We start from the raw sequence: 11,022 nt of genomic DNA, 5'->3' as shown, positions 1-11,022 counted from the left end.
CTTCAGCATGAACACCATGGTTTCCAGCTCGCGCCCCGTCGCCGGCCGCTTCAAGGTCGACGTCTCACGCGGCGAACGCATCGGCCGCGTATCGTCCGAATGGTTCTCGCGACCCGATGATGAGCGCTATCTTTCGCTTTCCGATCTCTACAGCGCCGTAAAGTCCCGATCCGAGCGCGCCCGCACGCGGACCGTCGAAAGCGCGGAAATCCGCGTCGAGGCCACCCGTGACAATGCCGAGCGCCTCGCCCTGATGGTTCCCGGCGGGCGGCAGCCTCTCGCGCCTACGCACTGGAGCTACGGGCAGCTCTGCGCCCTGGTCGGTGCCCCATCGACCTATATGCGGCAACTGCCCGCGCCGCTCGCGGCCATCAACCTCCAGCACGGCCTGCTCAATCACCGGGCCGAGCAGGTCAAGACGCTGGAGATGGACGACGGCCGCGTCGAGCTGCGCGCGGTGACCGGTCCAGAGTACGGAAGGATCTGGGACCACGAACTCGTATCCGCGGTGATGAGCATTGCCGGCAACGGCACCGGCGACACGGTCTGGAAGGTACCCGGGGTCCTCGACTGGTCGAACATGACACACAACCCGTTCGTCGACATCACCAAGGACACGACCACGCTCTATGCCTCGGACAGGGACGTATTCCTCTTCCTCGTCGACGACACCCACCCGATCGAGGCTGGCCGGCTCCCCAATGGCGAACCGGATCTGTATTTCCGCGGCTTCTATGCCTGGAACAGCGAGGTCGGCTCCAAGACTCTTGGAATCGCGAGCTTCTACCTCCGGGCCGTTTGCTGCAACCGCTGCCTGTGGGGTGTCGAGAATTTCGAGGAGATCACGATCCGGCACTCGAAGTTCGCGGCCAGTCGGTTCGCCCATGAGGCGGCGCCGGCGCTGACGAGCTTCGCGAACTCCTCGCCGGCGCCGTTCATCGCCGGCATCCGGGCGGCGCGCGACAAGATCGTCGCCCGCAGCGACGACGACCGCGACAGCTTCCTGCGCAAGCGCGGCTTCTCCAAGGGCGAGACCGGCAAGATCATCGACACGGTGCTGCGCGAGGAAGGCCGGCCGCCGGAATCGGTGTTCGATTTCGTCCAGGGCATCACCGCGCACGCGCGCGGCAAGGCCCACCAGGACACGCGCCTCGAACTCGAAGGCAAGGCGCGCAAACTGCTCGAAAGCGCAAGCTGACCCTCAGCTCTCCGTCTTTCCTTCCGTCCAACCCGATGCCGTCGCGCGGTCGAACCCGCCGGCGGCATTTTTCCGTTCGCAAAGGTGCTGCCATGTTCCACCACCACCCGTTCCGGAGGATCTATCCGACCGTCGCGTCGCGCAGGGCGATGTTCGCGCTCGCCAACCGTCACTCCCAGGCCCCGTTCGACGAGGACAGCATCAGCGGCATGATCCACGCCGGCGAGTGGTTCGAGGTGGCCCAGCCTCAATACGACGAGATGCTGAACCTCCTGCCGCCGCTGTTCGTGCGGCCGGACACTTTCGCCATATCCGCTTTCAACGGCGGCAAGGTCGCGATCGTGTTCGTTGCGCTGGCAATCGCCGACCGTCGACGCTGGTTTCTCGGCTTTTGCGATCTCTCCGTGCCCAACAGTCCTGAAATGCTGCGCGACGCGATCATTGCCCGGGAAACCGGTCCGCATCCCGAGCGTCTCAGCCGCGACGAACGGCTCGAGGTCATCTGGAACGCAACGCCGCCGGAGCATCGCAGCTATAGTGCGATCCCGGACCCGAATAACCGGTCGCCGCGCCATCGCGATCGGCGCATGCTTCTGATCGGTAGCGGGGCATCCGCATCCGGATTCTGCCTCCTCGAAACGCTGACGGCCGCACATATCGAGGAAAGGCTTCCGGCCGATCTCGCCTACATCGCCGCGATTGATGGTACCGGTGCCGGCCTCGGCGAAGCAGCGCGACTCGGGCCGGCCGGCGACCAGGCTCATCACCCGATTGCGGACGCCCCAATGCTGCCGGCAACGAAGATCGTCATCACCCATCCGAAGATGGGCATCTATCTCGGCAATTGCCTTGGGCTTGGCTTCTGGACGTTGCTTGATCCGGCCGGCCAGCCGGAGGCCGTCGTCTTCGACAGCGTCGCCGATGCCCGAGCACATATCGCGTCCTGGGAAAGCGGCAACCGGCCCGATGACTACGGCTTCCACGACGTTTCGGCCACCGGACGCTACGCCACGATCCCGATGCTCATCGAAGCGGGATTGTCTCATCTCCTGGGCGATATGGCGGCCGACCATCTCCGGTCGGCCAGGCCCGACGGGAACGCCTGAGGATCGGAGGATGCTATGCCCAGGATCATCGAGACCGTCGTGTACTGCCTGGAGGAATTGTCGGACAGCGCGAGGGAGAACGCCCGCAACTGGTATCGCGAGGGCGGCTTGGACGATGAATGGTTCGATTCCGTCTTCGAGGATTTCGCGCAGATCTGCGAGACCCTCGGGGTACGCCTCAAGACTCAGGCTGTCTCCCTCATGGGCGGCGGCACGCGACAGAAACCGCGCATCTGGTTCAGCGGTTTCTGGTCGCAAGGCGACGGCGCCTGCTTCGAGGCGTCCTATTCCTACCGCAAGGATGCCCCGCGTGCGATACGCAGCCACGCGCCGCAAGACGCCGAGCTTCATGCTGTCGCCGACGCCATACAGGCGATCCAACGACGGAACTTCTACCAACTTCACGCCGATATCAGCCACCGCGGACACTACCACCACGAGTTCTCGATGGAGATTTTCGTCGAGCGCGACAGTCCCACCTACCAGTCGATGACGGACGATGCGGAGGAGACGCTTGTCGACGCGCTGCGCTATCTCGCCCGATGGCTCTATCGTCAGCTGCGCGCGGAATACGAATACCTGACCTCGGACGAAGTGGTGGACGAGGTCATCACCGCCAATGCCGACACGTTCACCGAATCCGGCCGTCGCTTCGGCTGATCGCGTTCTTTGGCGACACCGAGGGCAACACCAATCTCTCGATCATCATCGGCCGGCCGACTGGCGATGCCGCCTGCGCCCACGAAGCAGGCCGGGGACCAGACGCCGCATCTGTACGGCCTTCTACCCCCGCAATCTTGTGCGAAAGGAAACCTGACATGAAAGCGGCACTTAAGACGCCGTGCAACGAATGCCCCTGGCGGCGAAACCACCCCGCCGGCTGGCTTGGCGGATACGAACCTGAAGACTTCACCCAACAGGTCCAATTCGACGGTCCGCCACTGCCCTGCCACAAGACGATTCCGCCTGGCGGCGAAGCCAAAGCCATGTGTGCCGGAGCTTTGATATTCATGAAAAACAGCTGCAAGGGCGCGAACCATCCCGACTACGGCAACGCGCTCGACACTGTCGAGCAAGACACCGTGCACGTTTTCCAGTGGGGGAGCGAGTTCCTCGCGCACCACAAGGATCGCGCTGGCTGGATTGCCCGTACGAAGGTGAAAACGGAGGGACGCGCCAATGGATAGGCTTCGCGCGCTGACCTCTGATGAACTGGATGCCTTGCAACGGTACGCCGCCAAACACGGACGCCGCTGGAAGAGTGTTCTGCGCGATGCCTGGATGGGCCTGCCACCGCACGACGATGCGGGCACTTTGCGCAACCTGCGCAATTCCCACGGTCCGGCCTGGCTGGACAAATTCCAGTTTCCGAAGGCGGGCCGGCGCTGACATGGCCACGCGTTAAACTCGGTCACCAGCAGCAATGTTTCTATCCGCAGCCCGGCCTTCGTGCCGGGCTCTTTGCATTCCAGAAAGGCAAACCCATGGCTCATCTCCAGGCCAAGATCACAACGTTTCCGGCGCTTCCGAGCACTGACGTCACGCCGCTCGAAAAGCTGATCCTGTCGAAGGTGCTCGACTGCGTCGAAACCGACGAGGGTTTCGAACTCTACACCGACGACGGGCCCATGAACCCGGTCGTCGTCACGCAGCGCGAACTGTTGGAAGCCCTCGACGCGTCGGACCAGGCGGTCGACAGCTTGCTCAGGATTTTCCTGAAGGGCCGCGTTATCCCGGCTCACCCGGTCGAAAATCCTGATAGCGAGACCGCGGTCTTCATCGATCTCAGAGAATTCCCCTGGCAGTTCATCGTCCAAGACATCATCAAGCGGTCGCCGACGGCGGGGGAGCTAGTCGTCATCCAATGGATCAACGACGTGACCCAACGCCCGGATTCGTTCGGCGCCGGCGTGTCGTTGATCACGGAAAACGGCATTTTCCATGCCACGAGCGAGGATCTGCTGGCGAATTTCCGCAAGCGGGACCAGGCCCTGGCGCTCGAAGGGTCAAGCACCGGCCATGACGAATCCTCGCCCGGTATCGATATCGCCGATATTCATGCCGACAGCCCCAACGACACCGTCGACGCCCTGATCACCGCGGAGCGCTTCGTCACGGGCTTCGAGGATGACGAGACGCAGGACGGCATCGCCGATGTCCTCGCCGGCCTTCGCGCTGCGATCCGTCGCGAGCAGTTTCGACCTGTCCTGCTCGACACCTTGAGGGAGCTGCGCGCCGCAGCGATCGGATTTCGGTATGACGCCTACAGGCGCGAGCCCGGTCTGCGGATAGGCAACGAAGCCGTGAACATGCTGAGCGCCTCCCTGCTCAATGCACAACGCGCCATAGCAGCGGCGGAGGACCGGGCCGATGGCTGACCTTTCCGGAGACCTGAACGCCGGGAACTATATCGCGACTGGGACCATCCACACGGGCCGCCGCAACCTGTTTTCGCTGAAGCCCGGAAGCGAGCACCATATCGGCACACTGGTCAGCGGATCCCGGACCCAGATCCAGCGGTTCGATGAAGACTGCGACAAGATCGTTCGCGGTCTCGCCATGCTCGAGGCCAACGACGAAATACTGACGGCGTTGAAGGCGCTGGAAGCGTTGCCCGTCAACAAATCCTGGTCGCCCGCGGAAGTCGCGGCTCGCGACCTGGCGCGTGCAGTCATCGCCAAGGTCGAGCGGCGCATCTTCAGGTAGACCGCAGCATCCCGACGATGACGGCCGCGCCGCCGTCTCCAGCAATTTCTCTCTTGCCGCACCACCGCGCCGTCGAACGCCACGGCGAAGCTTTCCCTGACGGAGCCCGTCGATGCAGAAACCCATTTCCCGAGAGGCGAGCCCGGCGCGCATGGCTTGTCTGCTCACCCATCGGCAGCGCCGTATGCTGCGTGCCGCGCTGGGCGGCCGGCTGCTCGCCGTCTGCTACGGCTCGGGCGTCAACTCGGTCGCGCTTCTGATCGCGCTGAAGCTCGCCGGCCTTCGCCCCGATATCATCACCTTCGCCGACCTGTTCGCCGAGAAACCGCCGACCATGGCTCATCTGGACCGGATGAGACAGGTTCTTGCGGAGTGGTCCTTTCCCGATATCACCATCTGCCGGACTGCGACACTTCCGGGAACGGGATACACCGATCTCTACGGCAACTGCATGGTCAATGAGACCCTGCCGTCGCTCGCCTTCGGCAAAAAAAGCTGCTCGATCCGCTGGAAGCAATGTTCACAGGACCGGGCGATCAAGGGATGCAAATCCGGTCCCAATGCCTGCGACCCTCACCCGATATGGGTCGGGGCACGGCGGCGCGGCGAACGCATCGTCAAGTTGATCGGCTACGATTGCGGACGTCCCGACTTACGCAGGTCCCACAATCTCAAGATCACCGATCCGAATTTCGACTATTCGTATCCGCTGCAACTGCTCGGGTGGGACCGGGCCGCATGCATCCGCGCTATCATAGAGGCGCTCGGCCCTGACATGGTGCCGATCAAGTCGGCGTGCTTTTTCTGCCCCGCGAGCAAGATCTGGGAGCTTTACTGGCTGGCCGGCGACCACCCCGACCTGCTCGAACGAGCCCTTATCCTCGAGCGCAACGCGCTCACCGGCAAACACAGCCGTTTTGACGCGGTCGAGTTCGGTACGACTTGGGACGATCTGGTGCGCAACGCCGACCGCTTCCCGAGCACGACCACGACCGTCGGCCTGGGTCGATCCTTCTCATGGAACCAGTGGGCCAGGGTCAACAACGTCGTCGATGAGGATTTCCGTGTGCTGCGTGGCGATTCCGATCGCGCCCGCTTTCTCGCCTGCGCTGCCGCTTTGCAGAGCGAGGACAACTCCCTTGATCGTCGCCACTGCGGTGCCGTTGCCCGGATCGATTTGACCGACGCACTGGCGCCGGCCGGTGCCGATTGAGCAGGGACAGGCGGGGGGCGGCCCCGTTGAAGCTGGAGAGAGAGAGAGCGCTCTTCACCGGGGCAAGACTGGACTCGCTCTCGATGGAGCACTCCAAATGGATCACATCGCTTCCCAGCGTCTCCGCCGCCAGGCGGACGCCGAATGGCGTGCCGTCGTGCGCGCCGCCGCATACCAGTTCACCCTGACGAAGCGGCGCGATTCCGCTCTTCGAACGGAACGCAAGCGCTTCTATCGGGCTCAACTCGCCCGCCATGCTACCGGTCGGCGCGACCTTCTCAACGCCTTCCGGCTCTGAACGCATCCGCCCTCGCCGCATCGAAACGCCGTGCGCCAGGCATAGCCCGTCGCGGGCCGACCGTATCCCTCCAGTCACAGGAATACCTCCATGAGCAGCCACCCACCCTTCCGAAAGTCTTCAGTGGCCTTGCCACCAGGGACGATGTTCGCGCCCTGCGCGCACATCACGACGATCTCCCGCCCTGCCAGCTGCGCGACGGCAAATGCTACGCCGGCGAATGGTTCGAGATTCCGCAGGATCTCCCCGAAATTCCTTGACCCGCTCTGCGACGATGAGGTGTCGAACGCTCCACCACGCCTCAAGTCCACCACCAGATCGTCGGGAGGCCACGATGCAGATCAGGCGTAAACCGCGACCCAGCGAAAAACCGCTCCATCGCGCCCATTCGCTCTATTCCGCCAGCCTCGGCGCCCACGATCCCGGGCGCTATCGAACGACACCACCGGGGGCGCCCGACGTCGCTGCCCTGGTTCGCCCCGGCATGTCCGTCCGCACCTCGTACGGCACGGGCGGCGTCGTCATCGAGGTCGGCGGTCCCTATGTCCACATCGGGCAGCACGGAAAAAAGTATCCGCACTTCACGATCGTGTATGTGCCGGCCGACCGCTATGGGCGGCACCGCGACCACGATCACAACTGGATAAACGAATGCGTCGCCGTCGGCGGCCGCATCCTGAAGCTTTTGGAGGCCAATTCCGACGAGGTGTTCATCCAGCGCGAGAAAGTAGCGGCAGGCCTCGCCACGGTGGAAAACAAGGAGGCCGGACGATGACGAGCCCATCGGAAACAGTCGAATGGCTGGCAATACAGTTCCGCGACAATGCCGACACCTCACCCGGCGAAACCCATCTTGAAAGCGATGCGATCGAGGTCGAGGCGGTTCGGGACGCGTTCAAGTCCATGCTCGCCGCGCTGAAGGGGCTGGAGCGCGTCACGTCGCAAATGCACCTCATCGCAGGATCCTGCGGTCAGAACGTCGCCGGCGCCCTGCTAGATGCCCGCGTCGCCATCGCGAACGCCGAATGCGACAGGCCAGAACTTCACAAAGCCTGAAACGTGCTTCTCGAACACCGCAAGCCGAACTCCAGAATGCTGCCGCGGACCCGATCCCCCGCACTCAGGGCGTCCCCGGCCCCGTATCACAAGCATCAGCCCAGTCTTGATCCAGGAGGACCGTCACATGACGCTGACCACGAAGGAACAACGTCGCGCCATCCACTCGAAATGGTGCCATTCCGATCAGGGCCTTTCCTATCGGGCTTTCCGCAAGCTCGCCGTTCCCGTCTTCGCGGGCGACGACGCCGTCGCCATTCGGTGGTGCGGCATGTGGCTTTGTATCGAAGCCGATGGCTATACTCATAGCTGAAGGAATCGGTCGCTGAGGGCAAACTCGCCAGCCATGTCGACGACGCATCCGCAAAACCGGGTAGTATGCCGATGACGGCGGTCCAATGGTATTACCTTTCACTGCTGGCAGCGACAGCCATCGTGTATCCGCTCGAATGGGTCTTCGGCCCGAGCTTGATCCATATCTCATTGTTTGTCGGCCTTGCGTATATGTTCACACGGATATGGACCAAACGGCATCCGCAGAGTGAATGACGATTGTTGAAGTTGATCGCCATCCACGCGTCCCCAGGTCACCGCCAGCGCTTCCGGCGGATCGGCGCCCATTGACGGCCAGCAGACCGACCTGACGGGAGCAATCCCCGGCGCTGTCTGTCCGGAACGCGGCTCCCTCCCACACATTGCAAGCCGAGATCGGGATCGCGTGTTGCGGCAAGCGCTTCTGCATGAGGTCTGGGTCGACGTTGTCGCAACGTTCGGCTGTCTCACGCTTGTGCCCCGTTGAGCACCGGGCCGGTAGCCCGTGCCATCAGAGGCAGAGCAGGGCCGGCAGGGAAGCGGCGGCCGGCGCGAGCGCGCGCGCGGCGGGGCCGCTTTCCGTGGACGCGCTCAAGAAAAACGACGATGACCGATCACGCAATCGACGCAGCTCCATTGCCTGCCACCGACCCCGACTTTTGCGCGGATGATTTCGCCGCCTTGCTCCTCAACAAAAGCGCGATCCTGGATGCGCTCGCCGAGGCTCGCATTACCGGCGTCGTGGTCGGCTTCGACGAGAGGGAATTCACGACCGAAATCGAGTTCATCGTCGTGAGTGCGGGGGAAACCGTGTGCTCGTTGCCGCGGATGTCGGTCCAGTATGCCCGCCGCGGCTTTCGGCGGCGATCCGTCGATCTCTCCACGGCGCTAAACCTGATCCTGTGTGATCTACTCGGCACCGATCGCGACTACGATGCCGGCGCCGAAGGAACGCTTCGCATCGACGTCGTCGCCAGAACGATCGTCTTGAAAGGCCTGCAGCGGGAGATCGTCCACCATCCCTTCAAGCGCATCGTGCAAACCCGATGTGCAGGGTCCTGAACAAGCACTTGGACGGCATCCCCGCCGGCGCGGTCTATATCGGCCGTGGATCGAAATGGGGAAACCCGTTCGTGATCGGACGTGACGGCGATCGCGCCGCGGTCATCGCCAAATATGAGCGCTGGCTGGCCGACCAGCATCACCTCCTGCGTGCGCTCGACGAACTGCGTGGGCGCGATCTCGTGTGCTTCTGCGCGCCGAAGGTCTGCCACGGCGATCTGTTGCGCCGCCTCGCCAACGCCACCCGCGATGAACGGATCGCCTGGTGGCGGACCGTCAAGGCAGCGGCATAGACGGTACCGATAGACTCAGCCTCGGTCGCCTAGGGCGAAGCGCGTGCCGGCCTCGCCGCAGAGGTGGAGAGGGGCCCGGAGGGGTTTGGCCTGCCGGGGCCTGGAGAGCGCCCGGGCGGGCCGCTCCTTTTCCCGCTCTCGACAGGCTTCCCCATGAACATCGTCTCCTCCCCGGCCGCGACGGCGGCCGCCACCCCTCTCCTATCGCCCGATCGCGCCGGCCAGATCCTTCAGGTCGCGCACGGTCTCCTGCCTTTCCTCGAACGCGGCCTGGCGATCGGCACGGCGGACCTCCGCTCGCTCATGACCGCGGCATGCGTGGGAACCGACGCCGAAGGCTTCTGGAACTGGAAGGACGCTTACGAGGCGACCGAAGCCGCGCAGGTCCTGTTCCTGCGCAAGTTCGGCAGGGCGATCGCCGGCGACCGGAACCTGTCTCGGTCGGTGCTCGACATGCTGATCAAGGTGGCAAAGCTCGTTCCCGCCCACACGCGTCGCTCCGAGGAGAGCCAGGCGCTCCAGCAGCTTTCCACGCCGATGCCGCTCGCCTGGGTGGCGGCCCACACGGCCGGCCTCATGGCAGACGATGTGGTGCTCGAACCGTCGGCGGGCACCGGGCTTATGGCGATCTGGGCCGAGCTTGTCCATGCACGCCTCATCCTCAACGAATACGCGCCGGTCCGTCATGCGCTGCTGGAGCAGATCTTCGAGAATGTTGCGGTCACCCGGCACGACGCATCCCACATCGACGATTACCTCGACCGTTCGATCCGGCCGACCGCGATCGTGATGAACCCGCCGTTCTCGGCCGGCGTGCATGTCGAGGGCATTGTCGCCGACGCCGCATGGCGTCATCTGTCCTCGGCCTTTGCACGGCTGGCCCCGGGCGGCCGTTTGGTAACGATCACCGGCTCCGGCTTTTCCCCCGACGATCCCAAATGGCGAAACGCGTTCGTCCGCTTGCAGGAGCACGGCACGGTGCTGTTCAGCGCCGGCATAGACGGCAGCGTTTACGCCCGTCATGGCACGACCGTCGCGACGCGGCTGACCGTGATCGACAAGATCGCCGCCGACGATCCGAAGCGGCTGGTCGCCTCGAGGGGCATCGCGCCCAACTTGCACACGCTGCTCGACTGGATCATGGGCTTGCCGCCCCGCTCGCCGTCGTCGGCGCCGAACTCCATCGGCGCCCTCTCGAACGGCATCCTGCGCGATGTCGCCATGAAGATGGCGGCGCGCAAAGCCGCCGGCGCCAAACGCCCGACCGCGGCCGTGGCGCCGCCAGCAAGCCGATCCCGACCGGCTCGACCTCAGGCCCGTCCCGCGCCGGTCCCGATCAACGATGACGTCGTCGAACTTGCCTATGAGCTGCGCGACGCCGCGCCCACCGCCGAGGGATCGGCCGCCGACGGCATCTATGAGCCTTACCGGCTGCAATCCATCCACATTCCGGATGCCAAGCCGCATCCCGACAAGCTGGTCGAATCCGTCGCCATGGCCTCGGTCGCTCCGCCGAAGCCGAGCTATCGTCCGCATCTGCCGAGGCAGATCGTCATCGGCGGCGATCTGTCCGACGCCCAGCTCGAAAGCGTCATTTATGCCGGCGAGGCGCATTTCGGCTATCTCGCCGGCTACTGGACCCGGGATGCCTCCTTCGACAATCTGACGTCCGTCCCTCCCGACACGGAGAACGCCGTCCGCTTCCGCCGCGGATGGTTTCTCGGCGACGGCACGGGGGCCGGAAAAGGCCGACAGGCGGCTGGCATCATCCTCGACAA

16 protein-coding genes are annotated in these 11,022 nt (G+C 64.1%); all 16 read left to right on the top strand.

Features of this window, described 5'->3' with window-relative positions:
• The first annotated feature begins 7 nt into the window (after positions 1-7).
• Positions 8-1,198 (top strand): DUF932 domain-containing protein, encoded by a 1,191-nt coding sequence (locus tag ACODTY_RS22515; RefSeq protein ID WP_488996407.1) that lies wholly within the window; start codon positions 8-10, stop codon positions 1,196-1,198.
• Between the two features lie 92 nt (positions 1,199-1,290).
• The gene (locus ACODTY_RS22510; protein WP_488996405.1) at positions 1,291-2,304 is read left to right on the top strand and encodes a DUF1419 domain-containing protein; all 1,014 of its coding nucleotides are present in this window, start codon (positions 1,291-1,293) and stop codon (positions 2,302-2,304) included.
• Between the two features lie 15 nt (positions 2,305-2,319).
• On the top strand, positions 2,320-2,964 hold the full coding sequence (locus ACODTY_RS22505) for an antitoxin of toxin-antitoxin stability system (RefSeq protein WP_488996404.1): 645 nt from the start codon (positions 2,320-2,322) through the stop codon (positions 2,962-2,964).
• A gap of 158 nt (positions 2,965-3,122) precedes the next feature.
• Positions 3,123-3,491: a DUF6283 family protein gene (locus tag ACODTY_RS22500; protein WP_488996403.1), complete on the top strand. Its 369-nt coding sequence runs from the start codon at positions 3,123-3,125 to the stop codon at positions 3,489-3,491.
• Positions 3,484-3,693 carry a hypothetical protein gene (locus tag ACODTY_RS22495; protein WP_488996402.1) on the top strand — a complete coding sequence of 70 codons (210 nt, stop codon included), beginning with the start codon at positions 3,484-3,486 and terminating at the stop codon, positions 3,691-3,693. Before ACODTY_RS22500 ends, ACODTY_RS22495 begins: the two co-directional genes overlap by 8 nt.
• Before the next feature lie 95 nt (positions 3,694-3,788).
• Positions 3,789-4,682: a hypothetical protein gene (locus ACODTY_RS22490; protein ID WP_488996401.1), complete on the top strand. Its 894-nt coding sequence runs from the start codon at positions 3,789-3,791 to the stop codon at positions 4,680-4,682.
• Positions 4,675-5,010, top strand: coding sequence for a hypothetical protein (locus tag ACODTY_RS22485; RefSeq protein WP_488996400.1), 336 nt, complete (start codon positions 4,675-4,677; stop codon positions 5,008-5,010). The genes ACODTY_RS22490 and ACODTY_RS22485 overlap by 8 nt, the downstream gene beginning before the upstream one ends.
• A gap of 112 nt (positions 5,011-5,122) precedes the next feature.
• Entirely contained in the window at positions 5,123-6,223 is a 1,101-nt protein-coding gene (locus ACODTY_RS22480) for a hypothetical protein (protein WP_488996399.1), read from the top strand.
• A 97-nt stretch (positions 6,224-6,320) separates the two neighbouring features.
• Positions 6,321-6,521, top strand: coding sequence for a hypothetical protein (locus ACODTY_RS22475; protein WP_488996408.1), 201 nt, complete (start codon positions 6,321-6,323; stop codon positions 6,519-6,521).
• Positions 6,518-6,781: a DUF1419 domain-containing protein gene (locus ACODTY_RS22470; RefSeq protein ID WP_488996406.1), complete on the top strand. Its 264-nt coding sequence runs from the start codon at positions 6,518-6,520 to the stop codon at positions 6,779-6,781. The genes ACODTY_RS22475 and ACODTY_RS22470 overlap by 4 nt, the downstream gene beginning before the upstream one ends.
• A 74-nt stretch (positions 6,782-6,855) precedes the next feature.
• On the top strand, positions 6,856-7,296 hold the full coding sequence (locus ACODTY_RS22465) for a hypothetical protein (protein WP_488996398.1): 441 nt from the start codon (positions 6,856-6,858) through the stop codon (positions 7,294-7,296).
• Complete coding sequence (locus ACODTY_RS22460) at positions 7,293-7,577, top strand: hypothetical protein (RefSeq protein WP_488996397.1); 285 nt, start codon at positions 7,293-7,295, stop codon at positions 7,575-7,577. The genes ACODTY_RS22465 and ACODTY_RS22460 overlap by 4 nt, the downstream gene beginning before the upstream one ends.
• Positions 7,578-7,704: 127 nt before the next feature.
• The gene (locus tag ACODTY_RS22455; RefSeq protein WP_488996396.1) at positions 7,705-7,890 is read left to right on the top strand and encodes a hypothetical protein; all 186 of its coding nucleotides are present in this window, start codon (positions 7,705-7,707) and stop codon (positions 7,888-7,890) included.
• 605 nt (positions 7,891-8,495) lie between these two features.
• Positions 8,496-8,951, top strand: coding sequence for a DUF6878 family protein (locus tag ACODTY_RS22450; protein WP_488996395.1), 456 nt, complete (start codon positions 8,496-8,498; stop codon positions 8,949-8,951).
• A gap of 8 nt (positions 8,952-8,959) precedes the next feature.
• Positions 8,960-9,244: a DUF4326 domain-containing protein gene (locus ACODTY_RS22445; protein WP_488996394.1), complete on the top strand. Its 285-nt coding sequence runs from the start codon at positions 8,960-8,962 to the stop codon at positions 9,242-9,244.
• A gap of 153 nt (positions 9,245-9,397) precedes the next feature.
• Positions 9,398-11,022: strawberry notch-like NTP hydrolase domain-containing protein (locus tag ACODTY_RS22440; RefSeq protein WP_488996393.1), on the top strand; the 1,625-nt coding region annotated here is incomplete at its 3' end.

It is taken from the genome of Mesorhizobium sp. FG116 (genome assembly GCF_057809835.1).
Note: the sequence above shows the minus strand (reverse complement) of the source record. Positions and strands in the feature narration are given on the sequence as shown.